Origin of the sequence: Pediococcus pentosaceus ATCC 25745, assembly GCF_000014505.1 — a bacterium.
GTDB lineage: Bacteria > Bacillota > Bacilli > Lactobacillales > Lactobacillaceae > Pediococcus > Pediococcus pentosaceus.
Genome location: NC_008525.1, coordinates 1,321,092 through 1,340,944, shown reverse-complemented (window position 1 = coordinate 1,340,944; position 19,853 = coordinate 1,321,092). Strand labels below are relative to the sequence as shown.

Genomic DNA, 19,853 nt, shown 5'->3' with positions numbered 1-19,853 from the left:
ATATGAAATTGTTTTTTCAACAGATGATGGCCTTTTTATTAGTAACTCTGTCATCTTTATTGATCGTTGGATTGGTTTTTATTCAGTTTACTAAAGACTCAGTTTACCGCAACAAATGGCATTCCTTGCAAGAATATGCTGATAGTATTTTTCAGCAAGCAATTGTGTTAGATACAGAAACTGCTGATGTAAAGAGTGTACAAGTTGATCAGCTTCAAGGTGTGGAAAAACTGTTAGATAATCAACACATTCACTTTACAATCTACACTAATGATGGAAATACGATTAGTTATCCAAACCGTAATATAGCTTCTCGAATTACTAAAGCTCAGCGAAGAGAATTGAAAAATGGTGACACGGTCAAAACCAAATCACGCATGACTTTTGATAAGTCAAGCCGACAAGTTACCATGACAGAGATGGATAAGCCTTATTTTAATCGTAATGGTAATCTGGTTTGCGTGATTTCGATTGGATCACCATTAGCTAACGTACAGGCTGACATCGAGAAGGTTAAAAAGAATCTTTTCATGACGTTTGCCTTTGCGATTATTGTAGCAGTGATTGCTTCATATTTCTTATCACGTTACTTAGTAAGGCGAATCCAAGCAATTCGAGAAGCTGCGCACAAGGTTACGGAAGGAAACTTTAATGTTCAGTTAGTTTCTGGGCGTAAGGATGAAATTGGAGAATTGACCAACGATTTTAATATTATGACTGCTTCCCTGAAAGAGTCTAATGATGAAATAAAACGCCAAGAAGAACGGCGACGAGCCTTTATGGCTGATGCAGCTCATGAAATGAGAACGCCATTGACAACTATCAACGGTATTTTAGAGGGGCTTGAGTATGATGCAATTCCTGAAGATAGTAAAGAGGAAAGCGTTCATTTAATGCAACGAGAGACGAAGCGGCTTATTCGGTTAGTTAATGATAATTTGGATTATGAACGGTTGCGCACGAATAAAATTAGTTTAAATCGTCATCAGATTAATCTAAAGCAAGCAACTCAAAGGATTAGTAAACAACTAGCTAAAAAGGCCAAACTTGAAAATGATGTGATTATTATTGATATGGCTGATGATGTGATGGTATACGCTGATACAGATCGCTTAATTCAAATCTTATTTAACATTATTCAAAATGGAATTCAATTCACTCAAAATGGAAAAATTACTATTCGGGCCCAAAATGCTAAAGATGGTACTGATATCCAAATTAGCGATAATGGAATTGGTATGACAGAAGAGCAGATCAAAAATATCTGGGAAAGATACTATAAGGCTGATGCATCAAGAATTCAAACCAAAGGTGAATCTGGATTGGGGATGGCAATTGTCCATGAATTAATGCAAGTTCATGGAGGACAAATTACTGTCGAGAGTACTCCAGAAAAAGGAACAACTTTTAAATTACATTTTCCAGAGCAACAAAAAAAGCTTGGCCATTAAGCCAAGCTTTTTTCATGGATCATCTTACCACATTGATGGTGTGTTGAACCATTCGATACGTTCCTTAACAGTGTTCTTGATAGCTTCTGTACCTGAAGCAAGAACTTTACGAGGATCGAATCCTTTAGCTTTCTTGTCATTGTCTGCTTCGTAGTATTTACGAACAGCGTTTGACCAAGCAATTTGTTGTTCTGTGTTAACGTTAACCTTAGAAATACCCATTGAAATAGCCTTAACGATTTGTTCCTTAGGAATTCCTGAACCACCATGAAGTACAAGTGGTGTCTTAATAACATCAGCAAGTTCTTGTAGACGGTCAAAGTTTAAACCAGTCCAGTTAGCAGGGTATACACCATGGATGTTACCAATACCAACAGCAAGGAAGTCAACGCCTGTAGCAGCAAGTTGTTTAGCTTCTTCAACATCAGCTAATTCACCAGCACCAACGATACCGTCTTCTTCACCACCAATTGAGCCAACTTCAGCTTCAACTGATACGCCTTGAGCATGTGCCAAAGCAACGATTTCTTTTGTCTTTAGAAGGTTATCTTCAAAGTCAAGATCATGACCATCAAACATAACTGAACTGTATCCAGCAGCGATAGCTTCTTTAGCAGCTTCGTAGTTACCATGGTCTAAATGCATGATAACAGGAACTGTGATACCCATTGATTCTACTTGTTTTTCAACGAGGTTCTTAACAGCTTTGTAACCACCCATGTACTTAGCAGCACCCATTGATGATTGGATCAAGATAGGTGTGTGTGTTTCTTGGCCTGCAGCTAAGATAGCACGAGTCCATTCAAGGTTGTTTGTGTTAAAAGCACCTACAGCGTATCCACCCTTACGAGCTGCTGCAAATGTTGATGTACCATTAATAAATGACATAAAACTGGTTCCTCCCAATATTGTTTATACAAACAAAGAGCTTTTCTCTTCGCAACACATCTATTTTATCACAAAATTAAAAAATATTATACGAGTTTTTCAGAAACAAGTTAACATATGGACGTTTTTAATTAAAAAATTAGTGTGGTCCAATTTTTTATTGAAAAGTAATGAAAAGCCACATAATACGGCATTTTTAGAATTTATTTTACATGGAATAAAGTATATACCATTTTACATTTACAAAATAAAAGTTGGAATTCGCTTTCATAACTGGTAAAATGATATTTTGTCTTAGAGAGAGAGACATATATTTTTAGATATATATATATAGGAGAGAATTGAATATGAGTATTTTAATCGCGTTAGTTCCCGCAATCATGTGGGGAAGTATTGGATTAGTTAGCGGTCGATTAGGTGGAAGCGCTTCTCAACAAACGCTTGGAATGACAATGGGTGCGGTTGTCTTTTCTTTAATCACTTTAGTTCTTTACCATCCTACTTTGAATGGTAAAATTTGGATTGCTGGTTTGATTTCAGGTTTATTTTGGGCTGTCGGTCAATTTAATCAATTTAGTTCGATGAAACATATTGGTGTTTCAAAGACGGTGCCAATTTCAACTGGATTACAATTGGCTGGTAACGCCTTAGCCGGGGTATTAATCTGGCATGAGTGGACTTCTGGTAATATGATTATGGTTGGTACAATTGCTGTCATTGCTTTGATTATTGGTGCAGCATTAACTTCACTTAAAGATAAAAGTGACACAACTGCAGATCGAAATGACGAAAATATGCCAGCTGGAATTCGCGCTTTGGTTGTTTCAACTATTGGTTATATCGGATATACAGTAATTGTTCGTTTTGCTAATGTTGACGCCAAAGCCATTATCTTCCCTCAAGCAATTGGGATGTTAATTGGTGCTTTAATTTTTGTTCTAATCGCTAAAGAACAAAAGGAAATTACTAAGAAACCAACTTTTATGAATATTATTACTGGTTTGATTTGGGGAACAGGTAACATCTTTATGTTCCTTGCAATTCCATCAGTTGGATTGGCAATTAGTTATTCACTTGCTCAAGCTGGGATTGTTATTTCAACCTTTGGTTCAATTTGGTTACTTGGTGAACACAAGACGCGTCGTGAAATGCAATTTATCATCATCGGTTCAATTTTAATCATTGTTGGTGAAACTTTACTAGCAACGCTAAAATAATTTTAAATAAAAGCAATACTATAGTAGGAAAAATCGTTTTCGAGGTTGTTAGGTGACCTGGGGAGCGATTTTTTTCGTATTTATTAGAACCGATGGAGTCGAAAGTGGGAATGGCAATCTAACTAAATGAAGATACTTAAAAAACATCTTAACTAAAAAGCGTAAATTGTTAATCTGCGATACCCTTAGTAGTTAAATTTTAGTAAATATTAGGTTAAATCGGATAGGCTTAACCAAATTAAGTAATTTTATTGTATAATGGTACAGATAAAGAATTTTAAACAAAAGGGGTAGTTATTAATGGCACATATTTCATTTGACAGTTCTAATGTTGCAGATTTTGTACATGAAAACGAACTTGCAGAAATCCAACCACTTGTTACAGCTGCTGATCAGATTTTACGTGATGGCTCTGGCGCCGGTAGTGATTTCCGTGGATGGATCGATTTACCATCAAATTATGATAAGGACGAATTTGCCCGTATCAAGAAAGCCGCTGATAAGATCCGCAACGACTCAGAAGTATTCGTTGCTATCGGTATTGGTGGTTCATATTTGGGTGCTCGTGCAGCCATTGATTTCTTGAACAACACTTTCTACAATCTTCTTACTAAAGAACAACGTAATGGTGCTCCTCAAGTAATCTTCGCTGGTAACTCAATTAGTTCAACATATCTTGCAGACGTATTGAACTTGATCGGTGACCGTGACTTCTCAATTAACGTAATTTCTAAGTCAGGTACAACTACAGAACCAGCTATTGCATTCCGTGTTCTTAAAGAAAAACTAATCAAGAAGTACGGTGAAGAAGAAGCTAAGAAACGTATTTATGCAACAACTGACCGTGCTAAAGGTGCCCTAAAGACAGAAGCTGATGCAGAAAACTATGAAGAATTCGTAGTTCCTGATGACATTGGTGGTCGTTTCTCTGTTCTTTCAGCTGTTGGTTTATTACCAATCGCAGTTGCTGGTGGTGATATTGACCAATTGATGAAGGGTGCTGAAGATGCAAGCAACGAATACAAGGATGCTGATGTTACAAAGAACGAAGCATACAAGTACGCTGCTTTACGTAACATCCTTTACCGTAAGGGCTACACAACAGAACTTCTTGAAAACTACGAACCAACACTTCAATACTTCGGCGAATGGTGGAAGCAATTGATGGGTGAATCAGAAGGTAAAGATCAAAAAGGTATCTACCCATCTTCTGCTAACTTCTCAACTGACTTACATTCACTAGGACAATACATCCAAGAAGGTCGTCGCAATTTGATGGAAACGGTTATCAATGTTGAAAAGCCTAACCATGACATCGACATTCCTAAGGCTGACCAAGACCTTGATGGATTACGTTATCTTGAAGGTCGCACAATGGACGAAGTTAACAAGAAAGCTTATCAAGGTGTAACTCTTGCTCATAACGACGGTGGTGTTCCAGTTATGACAGTTAACATTCCTGATCAAACAGCTTACACATTAGGCTACATGATTTACTTCTTCGAAGCAGCTGTTGCTGTATCTGGTTACTTGAACGGAATTAATCCATTCAATCAACCAGGTGTTGAAGCATACAAGTCAAATATGTTTGCATTACTTGGTAAACCAGGTTATGAAGATAAGACAGCTGAATTAAACGCTCGTCTATAAAAAACTGAAGTACTACTCAGAAGCTATCACATTTGTGATAGCTTTTTTTATTGAAAATAATTTCCAAACTACAAAAGAAATCGTTTTCTAGGTAAGGTATAATATTAGATATAAATATATTGGGAAAAGGGGGCGGACGAATGGAGTTAGTTAATAAACAGCATCATGCTTTAGGAACGGTAATTAACCTTTCAATAGCCTCCATCTATCAAGTTGATATCTTAGAAAAAACTATAAAAATGATTGATGATTTCGAAGACCGTTTAACAGTTAATCGACCATCTTCGGAAGTGATGGAGATTAACCATCAAGCTGGAAAACAAGCTGTTCAAGTTTCGGAAACAACGTATCGCTTAATTGAAAAGGCGGTAGAAGTTAGTAGATGGCAATTAGGTTTTAACGTGGCCATTGGGCCGCTAGTCAAATTGTGGAAAATTGGATTTGATGGGGCGAATAAACCTAGTCATGCTCAAATTTTAGAACGGATAAAATTAATTGACCCGCAAGCAATTGTTTTGAACGCTCAAAATCGAAGTGTTTTCCTTAAAAAAGAGGGAATGGAATTAGATTTAGGGGGGATTGCGAAAGGATTTATTGCTGACGAAATTAAGGCATATTGGCAAAGCGAACACGTAGCGTCAGGAATTATTGATTTGGGCGGTAATGTGTTGTTAGTGGGGCGGAGTCAGCATCCCGATGCAAAATGGAAAGTTGGGATTCAAAATCCAATTAAATCAAGGCACGTCCCGTTGGGAGTTCTACATATTCCAGAAAAGTCTGTTGGCACATCAGGCATTTATGAACGGAAATTAATAGTTGAAGGGCAGACATATCATCACATGTTTGATTCAGCGACGGGATATCCAATTGCTAATAATTTAGCTAGCGTGTCCATAGTAAGCGATCGTTCGATTGATGGAGAAATTTGGTCAACCATTTGTTTTTATCAAGGAATTGAAAAGGGCAAAGCGCTACTGGCCAATCAACCAGGAATTGAAGCAGTGTTTATTACACGGGATTTGAAAGTTTATGTAACCGATGGACTACAGAATTGTTTCAATGAAATCGCGAATAATAGTTAATCCATATTTTTACATATAGAATGGGGAATATTTATGAAAAAATTTGTTGCAATCGTTGGAACGAATAGTAAAAAATCAACCAACCGTAAATTACTACAGTACATGCAAAAAAGATATAAAAATGACGCAGAAATTAAGCTCGTTGAGGTGGCGGGACTGCCAATTTTTAAAAAGACCGAGGAAATGGCGATTCCAAAACTAGCTCAAGGAATTGCTCACGAGCTTGAGAATGCTGACGGAGTGATTATTGGTACTCCGGAGTATGATCATTCCGTTCCGGCCATCTTGCTTAGTACATTAGCATGGCTGTCCTATGGAATCCATCCTCTGCTAGATAAGCCGGTGATGATTACGGGAGCTTCATATGGTGCTTTAGGTGCATCACGAGCTCAGGCTCAACTTAGACAAATACTAGATTCACCAGAAATTAAAGCGCGGATTATGCCTAGCTCTGAATTTTTACTGGCTAATTCGCTTAAAGCTTTTGATTCAGCGGGAAATTTAATCGATCAAGAACAAGTTGAAAGATTAGACGGTTTATTTGAAGACTTTATTTTATTCTCAGATATTTCCAAACAGTTAAACCACGCTAATTCTAATAACGCAAAGGAAATGCAAAACTTTTCATGGGACGAAGGTTCTGGTAGAAGGGATGAAGAAAAATGAAACTAGTAGCAATTGCGGGATCTATAGGTGAGCAATCTTATAATCGAATGTTATTACAATACATTGCCAAGCATTTTGAAAACTTAGTTGATATTGAACTTTTAAATATTGATGATGTTCCAGTTTTCAATGAAGATGAAGATTTAAGTGATAATATTAAAATTCAAAAAATATATCAAAAAATTTATGGAGCCGACGGGGTTATCTTAGCTACCCCAGAACATAATCACACAGTAACAGCTGCAATTAAAAATGTCATCGAATGGTTATCCTTTAAATTACATCCCTTTGATGGCAAGCCGGTTTGGATTGTTGGAGCTTCTTATTTCAACCAGGGTTCCTCAAGAGCGCAACTCCATCTAAAACAGATCCTCGAAGCTCCAGGAGTTAATGCAATTGTAATGCCTGGTAATGAATTTCTACTTCGGAACGCTAAGGAAGCGTTCGATGCAGAAGGTCAATTAAAGGATGCTGGTACTGTTCAGTTTTTAGAAATGGTCATCCAGAAATTTATTAAATTTGTGAAGGTAATTGATATGTTAGATGCTCCTGATCCAAAGTCTTACCAAGACGAAGATCTTGAATCTAAAGGTAAAGTAAATACAACTATCGAAGGGGTCGATATGCACGATGAGCATTGGGTTGAAAAAGCAGCCCAAAAAGTTCACGCGGTGGATGGAAGTACTTATGTTAAATTGGATCGTGGAATTCTAACGGTTGACCAGCTTAATTATTTCTTGAAGACCATGCCAGTGGAACTTACGTATGCAGATGATAACAATCAGTTTATTTACTACAACAAAAATCAACCGGCTGACAAGATGCTAGCACCAAGAAATCCTGGGCAAGCTGGTGATCCGTTAGCAGACGTTCATCCAGGGCGAGCAGTTGACCGAGTTAAACAGGTGATACATGCGCTTCGTACCGGAGAAACTGATCTAGTTTCGATGCCAGTTCCAGGTAATGGTCCGGATCGACATGTTATGCATTACTACAAAGCAATGCGTGATGAAAATGGTCGCTATCGAGGGGTTAATGAATGGGTAACTGATATCATGCCCATCATTAAATATTATTTAGCATCCACTGGCCAAAAACTAATAAAGGATCCAGCAGCCAAACCGATTTCACCAATTACAGGAATTGACGTAATGGCTGGTGCTTCAGCTAATCCAGAGCCTGATGTAACTTCAGGAGCTTCGAAAGAGGGGCCTGCAGGTCTTGATGTCACAAGCGGAGCTTCAGAAACACTCGAGAGCAATCCAGAAGTAGATGCTACTTCGGGGGCTTCAGAAGTTTAAATGATTATATAAAATGATTCCTTGATAATAAGGGATCATTTTTTTATTGACAGAAGTAATATCTAAGACTACACTTTAACCATAATATATTAATGATATTGTTTTGATATCACGAAAGGAGTTAAGATGGGCAACAAAGATCATGAAAAACGTTTTTTGCTTCGTTTAGATCAAAAACTTTATGAAAGACTTCAATCGGAAGCGGATGAACAAGGACGAAGTGTTAATGCACATATCGTTAATATCTTAAATAGAACTAACACGCCAGCGACCTTTGAGAAACGCCAAATTATTGGAAAAGTCATTGCAGGTAAAGATTTAAGTCAGAGTGGACTAGTATTAGTTTCAGGAATTTATTACAGATATTTACTTGATGATAATGGTAATGTGGTCGAAGACGCCCAATATGCCATCATTGAAGCAAATGGAAATATCTTAACTTTAAGAAGAATATAGGGGGAATATTTGATGTTAGGTATTAAAATCGTTCCGCAAAATAACCAGGGTTTAGTTGAGACGTTAGGAAAGTATAGTCATAGTGTAGAATCAGGGCTAAATTTTTATATTCCAATTTTCCAAAAAATTCGAAAGATTAGTTTGGCGATGCGACCTTTAGCGCTTCCTAATTATTCAATCATTACTAAGGATAATGCTGATGTTTCTGCTAGTTTAACTTTGAATTACCATGTAACGGATGCGGCTAAGTATCAATATGAAAATACAGACTCAGTTGAATCAATGGCTCAATTAGTTCGAGGTCACTTGCGCGATATTATTGGGCGGATGGACTTGAACGAAGCACTTGGTTCAACGGCTAAAATTAATCAAGAATTAGCCTTGGCAATTGGCGACTTAACTAATACATATGGAATTAATGTCGACCGCATTAACATTGATGAATTAACACCATCGAGGGCGATTCAAGAAGCAATGGATAAACAATTAACTGCTGATCGTGAAAGAGTTGCTACAATTGCTAGGGCAGAGGGAGAAGCCCGTTCGATTGAATTAACTACCAAAGCTAAAAATGATGCTATCATGGCCACTGCTAAAGCTGAAGCGGACGCAACTAAAACACGCGCAGACGCTGAACGTTATCGGATTGATACAGTCCAAACTGGGTTAGCTAATGCGGATGGAAAGTACTTCAAAAATCAATCGATTGAAGCCTTCTCCACACTTGCTAAATCAGCTGCTAATCTGGTAGTAGTTCCATCGGATGGAATGACGGAAATAGGCAATCTTCCAGTGGTAGGAAAAATGTTAGAAAAAGGGATGGATAAAGCTTAAAATTTTGGCAGACGATTGGATGGTTTGATCGAGAGTGATTTCGACCGAAGGTTAATATTCGTGATTACTGAAACCTATAAAAAATGAGCCGTAAAATATGATAAAATGCTCCGATAGGTATTTTTATAGATATAGGAGAGTAAACTAATGATTAATTCGATTGAAAATGATGATTTTTACCAAAAGATGCAAAATGAAAAATTAACGGTTTTAGATGTACGTGAGAAAGTAGAATTTATCGATGGTCATGTACCGATGGCACAAAATTGGCCCTTGAGTGAATTAGCCGAAAAATATAGCAAATTAGATACTAGCACATCTTACTATGTGATTTGTCGTTCAGGGGCACGCTCAGCAAATGCATGTGCTTTCTTGCAAGATAAGGGATTGAACGTTACTAATGTAACTGGAGGGATGCTAGCTTGGAAGGGCGAAGTTATTTAGTAGTGGGGGATAAAATTAACAAAATGTTAAATGGAAAGCAAAAGAGTCATGTAGTGTGAAAACTACATGACTCTTTTTAGGTTGATTGGCCATACTGGGCTCGAACCAGTAAATTACGGATTCAGAGTCCGCTGCCTTACCAATTTGGCGAATGGCCATTAAAAAATCACCCGCACGGGGATCGAACCCGTAACTCCGGCTTGAGAGGCCGACGTCTTAACCAATTTGACCAGCGGGCAAATTACTCTATTAATTTACACTAAAAAATACGTTTCGTCAATAAAGACCTTAATTAATTTCAAGAATTTCAACCTGATATTGTTCATCAGGAGCAGTAACTAGGACAATATCATGGGTTTTATGGTGCATAAGTGCTGAACCTAGGGGAGATTGGAAAGAGATTTTGTTGTTAACCACGTCCGCCTCATGTTTTCCCACAATCTCGTAGGTGATTTCGTCATGGTCATCGACAAAACGCATCTTGACTATGCTACCCAAATCGATTTTGGAATGATTAGTGTTTTGAATGATTTTGGAATAACTAATTTGACGCTGCAAGTATCGTAGTCGGCCTTCCATCCGACGAAGGTCACGTTTGGCGGCACTATATTCGGCATTTTCAGAAAGATCACCCAAGGCTCGGGCATCGGCAAGGGCCTTGATTAAGGCCGGACGTGTCTGCTTTAAATCATCAATTTCTTGATTAATTTTAGCGTAGCCACTAGGAGTCATAGGTACAAACTTTGGTTGCATAAAATCACTCCTTTCTACATGGATGATGATTCGAAAGTAAGTTCAATCATATATTCATGCTTTTCAAGGATATGTGAGGTGGTTACCCAGACAGAATCTAGCCCATGATTTTTATCTAATGTTTTTTGCTGGAAACGATCAAGAATGTCACTATTTTTAGCCACAAATTCGTCAGCAAATCGATCGACTAATAAAGAATTGTCTGGAAAATAAACATGTGGTTCAGAAACGGGAACGGTGTCCGGGAAAGTCATATTAATTACGTTTCTGTAGCCAATGTGATGAATCTTAACCATCTCGGGTTTATTATCAATTCGGTACAAAATGTTATATAAAGAATCTGAGTTAGTTGCCATAAATAAGTTCCTTTCTACATGTTGATATTGTAGCAAAAATTCCTAAGTAAATGTTGTTGCAAATCGAAAACCAAAGTGTATAATTGTGGTTTATGACAAGTTGTCATTTTTAGGAGGTCGAAATGCCAAAGCAAACATTTTTTAATTTAAAGGACGAAAAACGGCAACGTATTATAGATGCAGCTGAACGTGAATTTAGTCAATGTCCTCTATATGAATCTTCGATAAATAATATCATTAAGGATGCGAAAATTCCACGGGGAAGTTTCTACCAATACTTTGATGATTTATCAGATTTATACGGGTATTATTTTAGTTTGATTTTAGAAGATATTCAAGAGAATTTGATTGATAGTGTTCAAGAGGCGGATGGTGACATTTTTTCAGCAGTTAAAAAATATGCTGGGGAATATATGAAAGAAATTATTTCAGGCAATCATCGTGATTTTTATAGAAACTTCTTTTTAGGAGCCAATATTTCAAAGCGTTCTAAAGATGGTAAACATCCCGGGTTTGATGTATATCATTCAGATCGTATGAAAGAACTACGTGTCAATCTTAAAAAAGAAGTCAATTGGAAACTCCTAAAAGTGACTAACGAAAAGGATCAAAATATGATTCAGCAATTGATAATGATGATTTTCTTTCATTCTTTTGCAAATTATTTTGTACATTCAAACAACACTGATTCAGATCCGGCAGAAGTTCAAAAAGAAATTGAACGGAACCTCAACTGGTTGGAATTTGGTGCAAGAAGAACGGAGGATAAATAGTTATGTGGAAACTACTAAAGTCTCGATTTACGTGGTGGGCGGTATTAGTTGGGACAGTTTTCTTGATGGTTCAAATTGCGGGTGATTTGCTTTTACCTAATATTACTTCGGATATCATTAATAATGGTATCGCCAAAAATAACATTGGATACATTTGGAACTCGGGTTTAAAAATGTTATTAGTTTCACTAGTAGGATTAATTGGTGCGGGAGTTAACGTGTTTTTTGCTGCAACTCAAGCCCAAAAAGTTGGTAATAAACTACGCAGTGATCTCTTCAGAAAAATATCGTTCATGTCCAATTATGAATTTGAAAAATTTGGAGAAGCTTCGTTAATTACTCGTACAACTAATGATGTTATTCAAATTCAAAACGTGATTGTTATGATTTTACGCATGATGTTAATGTCGCCGATTATGTTAGTCGGAGCAGGATTTATGGCTTATCAAAAACAATCCGAGTTAACCGCAGTTTTCTTAGTTGCATTACCATTACTGGCAGTTTTTGTGGGAATTATTATGTTTTTTGCGGTCCCTTTGTTTAAGGGCCTTCAGAAAAAGATTGACCGGATCAACTTGGTTTTTCGTGAGGGATTAACTGGGGTACGTGTCATCCGAGCATTCAATCAAGATCAATTTGAACAAGATCGTTTTGCTGATGCAAACCATGATTATATGAAAACTGGTATTAAGGTATTTACAATCGTTTCCTTCATGATCCCGGTAATGACTCTTTTGATGAGTGGAACTAATATTGGAATCGTCTGGTATGGAGCTCATTTAATTGCCAACCAAACGATGCAAGTTGGTAATTTGGTAGCCTTTATGACGTATGCCACTCAAATTTTAATGAGTTTTATGATGCTTTCGATGGTCTTCGTAAGTATCCCGAGAGCTTCAGCTTCGGCAGCTCGTATTAATGAAGTATTGAATTCTGAAAATAGTGTTAAAGACCAAGCAAACGTGGAAAACATGGTTGAAGATTCGACTGCTACATTGGCTTATAACAATGTTAAATTCAGATATCCTGGTGCTGAACGTCTTTCAATTGATAACGCTAATTTTGAAGCTAAGGCGGGAGACACCGTTGCCGTAATTGGCGGAACTGGGTCTGGTAAAACTACTTTGATTAGTTTGTTACCACGTTTATTTGATCCCGAATCTGGTTCAATCGAATTGAATGGCGTTGATATTAAAAAGTTAAGCCAATTCAATCTACATGAACAAGTAGCATTTGCGCAACAAAAAGCAGTTCTCTTTAAGGGAACGATTCGTGAAAATATGCGTTATGGGAATGAAAATGCTACTGACGAAGAGATTTGGCATGCTTTAGAGGTAGCACAATCGACAGAATTTATTAAACGTGATGGCGATGGACTAGATACTTTTGTTGAACAGAATGGGGATAATTTCTCAGGTGGACAAAAGCAACGTTTGTCAATTGCTAGAACGTTAGTTAAAAAAGCTAAGGTATATGTTTTTGATGATTCGTTTTCAGCCCTTGATTTTAAGACAGATGCTAATTTAAGAAAAGCTCTTCGGGAAGATCCTGAAATTCAAAAGAGTATTGTTATTATCGTTGCTCAACGAATTGCCACGGTTGCTGATGCAGATTTAATTCTAGTATTAGAAAATGGAAAAGTGGTTGGGCAAGGAACGCATGCAGAATTAAAACAAACAAATAAAACTTATCGAGAAATTATCGAATCACAAATTAAGGAAGGAGATCAAACAAATGGCTAAAGCAAATAATGCAGCACGACCACAAAATGGGCCTCGGCCTGGCGGACATGGCGGTCCCCGTGGTGTAATCGAAAAGCCCAAGAATTTTTGGAAATCAGCTGGTCGATTGGTAAAATATCTTTCGCCTTGGATGTTTGGTTTCATTGTTGTCCTTATTTTTGCGGCAATTTCTACCATTCTTCAAATTCGAGCACCTAAAATTTTGGGTGAAGCTACGACTGAAATTTTTAAAGGGGTAATGAAGGGTGCAGCTCAGATGAAGATGGGTGTACCAGTGCATAAATTTCCTATTGATTTTACCAAGATTGTCGAAATCTTAACGTCAGTGGGACTATTGTATGTCCTTTCAGCTGCGTTTAGTTTTGTTCAACAAGTGGTAATGACGCGCGTTTCTCAAAAAGCCGTTGCACAACTTCGAGCAGATTTCAAAAATAAGATGCAAAAATTACCGATTTCTTACTATGATACCCATTCAAATGGGGATATCATGAGTCGGATGACCAATGATATGGATAATATTAGTTCAACTTTACAACAAAGTTTGACTCAATTAGTAACTAGTTTCTTCCAATTTGTCGGGGTATTGTACATGATGCTAACAATTAGTTGGAAACTAACCCTACTTGCTGTTGCAACGGTGCCACTGAGTTTGATTGTCGTTGCGGTTGTCGCACCTAAATCACAAAGATTTTTTAAATCTCAGCAAAAACACCTTGGTTTAATGAATAATCAGGTTGAAGAAACGTATGCGGGACATACAGTAATCAAGACTTTTAATCATGAACAAGATGCAATTGAAGATTTTGAAAAAGAAAACGTTAAGTATTATAAGTCAGCTTGGAAAGCGCAATTTATCAGTGGATTGATTATGCCATTGATGAACTTCGTCAAAAATATTGGTTACTTAATGGTTGCTGTAATTGGTGGTGTACAAGTTGCCCACGGAAATCTTTCCTTAGGTAACGTCCAAGCGTTCCTCCAATACACCCAACAGTTCTCACAACCGATTACTCAAATTGCAAATATTGCTAATACACTTCAAATGACCATGGCTTCCGCAGAACGAGTTTTTGAAGTGCTAGATGAACCAGAGATGGAAGATCTTCACACAGATGTAGCGGATGTTAAGACAGATGCTAAGATGATTTTTGACGATGTGGACTTCCGTTATGTTCCTGATAAACCATTGATTCGAAACTTTAATTTGCGGGTTGAGCCCGGAGAAATGGTTGCGATCGTTGGTCCAACTGGAGCTGGTAAAACGACGATTATTAATTTAATTGAACGTTTCTACGATGTTAATTCAGGGACGGTTTACCTTGACGGGAAGGATACTCGTAATATGGAACGGACGGAATTACGTTCTAAAATTGCGATGGTTCTTCAGGATACTTGGCTTTTTACCGGAACCATTCGAGAAAACATCAAGTATGGTCGTGAAGGGGCAACGGATGAAGAATTATATAACGCGGCTAAGGCAGCCCATGCTGATTCATTTATTCGGCAGTTACCAGATGGGTATGACACCATTTTAAACGAAGCAGCTTCTAATATTTCACAAGGTCAACGTCAATTGCTAACAATTGCACGAGCTTTCTTAGCTGATCCTGAAATTTTAATTTTAGATGAAGCTACGAGTTCGGTTGATACGCGTACAGAAGTGTTGATTCAAAAAGCTATGAATAATTTATTGAGCAACCGTACAAGTTTCGTGGTTGCACATCGACTTTCTACTATTCGCAATGCTCAAAATATTGTGGTAGTTAATAACGGTCAAATCGTTGAAACTGGAAATCACGATAATTTAATGAGCCAAAATGGTTTCTACGCCGACTTGTATAATTCACAATTTGCAAGTGGTGAAGTAATTTAATTTTTAATGGGTTATTCTTCGTTTGAAACAAAACGGAGAATAACCCATTTTTTGTTATATAATGCTATTGGAATTTAGGAAACGGACGGTAGGAATAAAAATGGTATTTACTGATACAGAAAATTTAATTCAAGCGATGTTGGAGCAACAGATAATTCCTGGAGCAGACTATACTTTTATTCATCATGGAAGGTTAGTTCATGAGGTAACCACAGGCTATAGCAGCGTAGTACCGATTAAACGGCGCTTAGCGCAAGGTGAGTATTTTGATGTAGCTTCTTTAACCAAAGTTATGGGGACGGTTCCTTTGACGCTCTGGTTAGAACAACAGGGAAGGATTAATTTAGAAGCCCCAGTGAGCCAATACCTTCCCCAAATTAAAGATGCAAGAGTTACGTTACGTCATTTGTTGACGCATACTTCGGGGGCTAAGGCTTGGATTGATCAGCGGGATGAATTAAATGCGAGTGAATTACGGGAAGCTATCTACAATAATTTAACTTTTGGAGCTGATTTTAATCAAAAAGTTGTTTATAACGATTATAATTTCCTATTGCTGGGCTTTATAATTGAACGGGTATTACATATGCCGGTTCAAGTAGCAATTCAGAAATATGTGTTGCAGCCTTGGGGATTAGAAGCCAGTAGCTTCACCCCTGATCCTCATCAAGCTATTCCAACGCAAGTCCGCAATGGCATCTTAACTAAGGGACAGGTACATGATCCTAAGGCCGCTTCGTTAGGCTTGCATGCTGGTTCAGCAGGACTATTTTCTACCAAACATGATGTGGTTAAATTTACCCTGAAAATGTTAGCAAATGAAAATGAACTTTTGGATGAAACAACCATGCGTCAATTCGAAGGTAATCAAACGACTAATTCTAAATTACTCCGTTCATGGGGCTGGGCGTTTGTTACTAGAAAACCACATCAAGTTCTACTCAGACATAGCGGTTTCACTGGAACATTTATTTTATTGGATCGTTTAACACAAAATGGGTTGGTATTCTTATCTAATCGGGTTCACCCGCAACCTAATTTGGAATTTTTAGAATATCGACAAAAAATTTATCAAACTTTTGCCAAAGAAGATTTTTAAAAATGTAACTTAAAGAACAATTGATGATGTGGTATTCTTAGGTAATGAGTAGATGAAAGGGGTTTTATAGAGCATGAGTGAACCATTATTTTTAAATCCAGTATTCCATGAAAAAATTTGGGGAGGGGACCATTTAAGAACTGAATTTGGTTATGATATTCCAAGTGACCACACGGGAGAATGTTGGGCAATTTCAGCTCATCCACATGGCCCAGCCACCATTGCTAACGGAAAATTTAAAGGTATTACGTTAGACAAACTATGGGAAAGTCACCGAGAACAATTTGGAAATGCCAAGGGGGAAGTCTTTCCACTCTTAACTAAGATCTTAGATGCGAATGACGATTTATCTGTTCAAGTTCATCCAGATGATGCCTATGCAGCTGAGCATGAACATGAATTGGGTAAAACTGAATGTTGGTATATCATCTCGGCCGAACCAGGAGCTGAATTATACTACGGTCATAACGCTAAAACACATGAAGAATTGGCAGATTGGATTAATAATGGTCAATGGGACAAATTATTCCGCAAAGTGCCAGTTAAAGCCGGTGAATTTTATTATGTGCCCAGTGGTACAATTCATGCTTTAGGTAAGGGAATTATGGTTCTTGAAACTCAACAAAGCAGTGATACAACATACCGCTTGTATGATTTTGATCGGGTAGATAAAACCACTGGTGAAAAACGTGAACTTCATCTTCAACAATCAATTGATGTAACTAACGTACCTCATGAAGATCCTAAACTTAACATTACTACTGACAAAGTAGGCGACGCTGAGGTAACTACATTTGTTAAAGCTCCAATTTCAAAGTATTTCTCAGTGAGAAAAGTTTCTTTGAAAGATGGCGAAGTTAGCTTTAAGCGTGAAGGTTTGTACACCTTAGTTTCAGTATTAGATGGAGAAGGGAACATTACTGTTGATGGAAAAACATATACTCTTGTTAAAGGTCAACACTTTGTTCTTCCTAACCCAGTCAAAGAATGGAGCTATAGTGGAAAACTTGAATTAATTGTTAGTGAACCTGGTGAAGCATAAAAAAGAGTATCTAAGAAAAAATTCTTTCTTAGATACTCTTTTTAGTCTTAGAAAGTTGGTTCAATAGTAAGTTCTTTTTGAGGAGTTAAATCAGCATCAGGATATTTACGACTAAGAGCAGTTAAAATTATACGCTTAGCTAATTCACCATTACGAGTTAGGATTGGACCATGGAAATAAGAGCCATAAACGTTTTTATAAATGACTCCTTCTGATTGATCTTCACCGTTGTTACCATGGCCAGACTGAACTTCTCCTAAAGGACGTTCTCCCTTACCAAGGAAAGTTTTCCCGTTGTGATTTTCAAAACCATGGTAAATTTCTCCAGTTTCAGCATTTTTGATAACAATATCGCCAATGAAGCGATTATCGTCTTGACTTAAGGTGTAGTGATCTAAAGCATCAATCCCTTTAATTTTCTCACCATTCGCACCAACGTAGTAATGACCTAGAAGTTGATAACCACCGCAGATGGCAAGTAGTGGACCGCCATCTTCAATATAATCAGTTAGACCTTCTTTTTTGTGTTGAATATCCTTGGAAACGATGGTTTGTTCATAGTCTTGACCACCGCCGAAAAAGACGATATCCCAGTCTTTAGGATTAAATTGATCATCGAGACTAACAATGTCAATATCTAAATCTGTATCCATTTTTTTAGCATAATATTTTAAAGCTAGTAAATTACCGTTGTCACCATAGGTATTCAATAGGTCACCATAAAGATGAGCCACGTTTAGATTGTATTTCATATTAAATCCCCTCTTTGATGTAACCTTCTGTAGCTAATTGTTTACGTAATTGAAGCATGGCAGTGTAAGTTGCAAATACGTAAACACGCTTGGTAGGTAAATTTTTAATATTTGAAACAGCATCTTTTAAATTATCATAGGTCCAAAGTTGATTATCCTCAATTCCAGCTACCTTAAGACGGAAAGTGATGTCTTTGTAACGTTCGCCACCCGTCATGTATTGTTGAATTGGCATTTGCGTTAATTTTTCAAAATTTCCATCCCAAATCCAACTTGTATCAATCCCATCAGCATAGTTAGCATTTAGTAAACCAACAAAAGAAAAAGGTTCGCTTTCAGTTCCAACCATATCAATTACTTGGTTTAAACCAACAGGATTTTTAACTAGCACGATGGTAATTTCTTTACCATCTACATTGATTTGTTCTTGTCGTCCAAAAACCCGCTCATCGGGGTCATTTAAAGCCTTTTGAATGCTAGAAGTAGGTACTCCCATAAATTTACCGACCGAATAGGCGGCCAGTGCATTATAGACATTGTAAAGTCCCCCGATGTGAAGGGTAAAGTTGGAAGCATCAATGAAAAATTTAGATAAATTGGGAGTAAGCTTGGTAATCTGGGTAAGTTGATAAGTCAATTCGGGACGTTCCCAGCCGCAATTAGGGCAATAGTACTTACCTTGATTGCTATAACTAATAAATTTATAGTGAATAATATGTTCGCAGCGAGGACAAACCACGCCATCAGTATTCGGATCTGCCTTCATTTCACCGTCGGGTTGATTGTTAAAACCATAGTAGACAACAGGATTAGGAAGGTCAACCGAATTGAAAATTGGCATGTCGCCATTAGCGATAATGGTAGCTTCTGGAGCTAATTTAACCCCATCTAATATTTTTCGATAGGTTGTGTAAATTTCGCCATAGCGATCCATTTGATCTCTAAATATATTAGTAAAAACGAAGGCTAAGGGTTTGATATATTGTGTTACCTTAATGACGTTAGCTTCGTCTACTTCTAAAATAGCAATATTTTTGCCATTTTTAGATTTATGGTCAGTTAAGAAAGTGGTGACAATCCCTTGTTCCATGTTCGAACCAGTTGGATTAGTAAGAACATGATCAAACTTTTGACGAAGAACTTTAACGGTTAAAGCAGTGGTAAGGGTCTTACCATTGGTACCAGTGATTACGATCACATCGTAGTCCTTACCAAGATCTTTTAGAATGGTTGGATCAATCTTAGTAGTTATTTTGCCTGGTAGTGAACTTCCTCCAGAACGAAATGTGTGTAAAAACCAATATGACGATTTACCGGCCATTTTGGCAATTGAACTTTTAAATGACATGTTAAGCCCTCCGAATATCTTTAAAACATCTAAAATAGTATTTTAAGCTGAAATTGATAAAAAAGAAAGTTTCTTATATTAATAAGAGATGAATTTTTATTTTATATCAGCTATACTTAAATTTCG

General features: G+C 37.3%; 19 protein-coding genes and 2 tRNA genes. 14 read left to right on the top strand and 7 right to left on the bottom strand.

What is annotated here, in order from left to right:
- Positions 1 to 2 precede the first annotated feature (2 nt).
- Positions 3 to 1,451 (top strand): sensor histidine kinase, encoded by a 1,449-nt coding sequence (locus PEPE_RS06560; protein ID WP_002833651.1) that lies wholly within the window; start codon positions 3 to 5, stop codon positions 1,449 to 1,451.
- A gap of 24 nt (positions 1,452 to 1,475) precedes the next feature.
- Here PEPE_RS06560 and fba read toward each other — a convergent pair whose 3' ends face one another.
- Positions 1,476 to 2,339, bottom strand: a complete 864-nt coding sequence (gene fba, locus PEPE_RS06555; protein WP_011673627.1) for a class II fructose-1,6-bisphosphate aldolase — start codon at positions 2,337 to 2,339, stop codon at positions 1,476 to 1,478.
- A 347-nt stretch (positions 2,340 to 2,686) separates the two neighbouring features.
- Here fba and PEPE_RS06550 point away from each other — a divergent pair, with 347 nt between their 5' ends.
- From PEPE_RS06550 to PEPE_RS06515, 8 genes are all read left to right on the top strand, one after another.
- The gene (locus tag PEPE_RS06550; RefSeq protein WP_002833653.1) at positions 2,687 to 3,556 is read left to right on the top strand and encodes a GRP family sugar transporter; all 870 of its coding nucleotides are present in this window, start codon (positions 2,687 to 2,689) and stop codon (positions 3,554 to 3,556) included.
- A gap of 300 nt (positions 3,557 to 3,856) precedes the next feature.
- Complete coding sequence (locus tag PEPE_RS06545) at positions 3,857 to 5,206, top strand: glucose-6-phosphate isomerase (RefSeq protein WP_002833654.1); 1,350 nt, start codon at positions 3,857 to 3,859, stop codon at positions 5,204 to 5,206.
- A 140-nt stretch (positions 5,207 to 5,346) separates the two neighbouring features.
- Positions 5,347 to 6,288: an FAD:protein FMN transferase gene (locus PEPE_RS06540; RefSeq protein ID WP_011673626.1), complete on the top strand. Its 942-nt coding sequence runs from the start codon at positions 5,347 to 5,349 to the stop codon at positions 6,286 to 6,288.
- Positions 6,289 to 6,321: 33 nt separating this feature from the next.
- On the top strand, positions 6,322 to 6,954 hold the full coding sequence (locus PEPE_RS06535) for an NADPH-dependent FMN reductase (protein WP_011673625.1): 633 nt from the start codon (positions 6,322 to 6,324) through the stop codon (positions 6,952 to 6,954).
- Positions 6,951 to 8,255 carry an NADPH-dependent oxidoreductase gene (locus PEPE_RS06530; protein WP_011673624.1) on the top strand — a complete coding sequence of 435 codons (1,305 nt, stop codon included), beginning with the start codon at positions 6,951 to 6,953 and terminating at the stop codon, positions 8,253 to 8,255. Before PEPE_RS06535 ends, PEPE_RS06530 begins: the two co-directional genes overlap by 4 nt.
- 126 nt (positions 8,256 to 8,381) lie before the next feature.
- Positions 8,382 to 8,711: a toxin-antitoxin system HicB family antitoxin gene (locus PEPE_RS06525; RefSeq protein ID WP_002833660.1), complete on the top strand. Its 330-nt coding sequence runs from the start codon at positions 8,382 to 8,384 to the stop codon at positions 8,709 to 8,711.
- 12 nt (positions 8,712 to 8,723) lie between these two features.
- Positions 8,724 to 9,545 carry an SPFH domain-containing protein gene (locus PEPE_RS06520; RefSeq protein ID WP_002833662.1) on the top strand — a complete coding sequence of 274 codons (822 nt, stop codon included), beginning with the start codon at positions 8,724 to 8,726 and terminating at the stop codon, positions 9,543 to 9,545.
- A 147-nt stretch (positions 9,546 to 9,692) separates the two neighbouring features.
- A complete protein-coding gene (locus tag PEPE_RS06515) occupies positions 9,693 to 9,989 on the top strand; it encodes a rhodanese-like domain-containing protein (RefSeq protein WP_011673623.1) in 297 nt (98 codons plus the stop codon).
- Between the two features lie 85 nt (positions 9,990 to 10,074).
- On the opposite strand, the gene PEPE_RS06510 is transcribed toward PEPE_RS06515, so the two are convergent.
- From PEPE_RS06510 to PEPE_RS06495, 4 genes are all read right to left on the bottom strand, one after another.
- Positions 10,075 to 10,147 (bottom strand) — tRNA-Gln (locus tag PEPE_RS06510).
- A gap of 8 nt (positions 10,148 to 10,155) precedes the next feature.
- Positions 10,156 to 10,228, bottom strand: a tRNA-Glu gene (locus PEPE_RS06505).
- Positions 10,229 to 10,277: 49 nt separating this feature from the next.
- Positions 10,278 to 10,742, bottom strand: coding sequence for a transcription elongation factor GreA (gene greA / locus PEPE_RS06500; protein WP_011673621.1), 465 nt, complete (start codon positions 10,740 to 10,742; stop codon positions 10,278 to 10,280).
- A 14-nt stretch (positions 10,743 to 10,756) separates the two neighbouring features.
- The gene (locus tag PEPE_RS06495) at positions 10,757 to 11,098 is read right to left on the bottom strand and encodes a hypothetical protein (protein WP_002833665.1); all 342 of its coding nucleotides are present in this window, start codon (positions 11,096 to 11,098) and stop codon (positions 10,757 to 10,759) included.
- Between the two features lie 122 nt (positions 11,099 to 11,220).
- Here PEPE_RS06495 and PEPE_RS06490 point away from each other — a divergent pair, with 122 nt between their 5' ends.
- From PEPE_RS06490 to manA, 5 genes are all read left to right on the top strand, one after another.
- Positions 11,221 to 11,871, top strand: a complete 651-nt coding sequence (locus PEPE_RS06490; protein WP_011673620.1) for a TetR/AcrR family transcriptional regulator — start codon at positions 11,221 to 11,223, stop codon at positions 11,869 to 11,871.
- A 2-nt stretch (positions 11,872 to 11,873) separates the two neighbouring features.
- On the top strand, positions 11,874 to 13,613 hold the full coding sequence (locus PEPE_RS06485; RefSeq protein ID WP_011673619.1) for an ABC transporter ATP-binding protein: 1,740 nt from the start codon (positions 11,874 to 11,876) through the stop codon (positions 13,611 to 13,613).
- Positions 13,606 to 15,486, top strand: coding sequence for an ABC transporter ATP-binding protein (locus PEPE_RS06480; protein ID WP_002833668.1), 1,881 nt, complete (start codon positions 13,606 to 13,608; stop codon positions 15,484 to 15,486). The genes PEPE_RS06485 and PEPE_RS06480 overlap by 8 nt, the downstream gene beginning before the upstream one ends.
- A 100-nt stretch (positions 15,487 to 15,586) precedes the next feature.
- Positions 15,587 to 16,585 (top strand): serine hydrolase domain-containing protein, encoded by a 999-nt coding sequence (locus PEPE_RS06475; RefSeq protein WP_011673618.1) that lies wholly within the window; start codon positions 15,587 to 15,589, stop codon positions 16,583 to 16,585.
- Between the two features lie 73 nt (positions 16,586 to 16,658).
- Complete coding sequence (gene manA, locus PEPE_RS06470) at positions 16,659 to 17,627, top strand: mannose-6-phosphate isomerase, class I (protein WP_011673617.1); 969 nt, start codon at positions 16,659 to 16,661, stop codon at positions 17,625 to 17,627.
- 47 nt (positions 17,628 to 17,674) lie between these two features.
- Here manA and PEPE_RS06465 read toward each other — a convergent pair whose 3' ends face one another.
- Together PEPE_RS06465 and PEPE_RS06460 are read right to left on the bottom strand one after the other, a co-directional pair.
- Positions 17,675 to 18,379 (bottom strand): type 1 glutamine amidotransferase, encoded by a 705-nt coding sequence (locus PEPE_RS06465; RefSeq protein ID WP_011673616.1) that lies wholly within the window; start codon positions 18,377 to 18,379, stop codon positions 17,675 to 17,677.
- Position 18,380: 1 nt separating this feature from the next.
- A complete protein-coding gene (locus PEPE_RS06460) occupies positions 18,381 to 19,727 on the bottom strand; it encodes a Mur ligase family protein (RefSeq protein WP_011673615.1) in 1,347 nt (448 codons plus the stop codon).
- Positions 19,728 to 19,853: the final 126 nt, after the last annotated feature.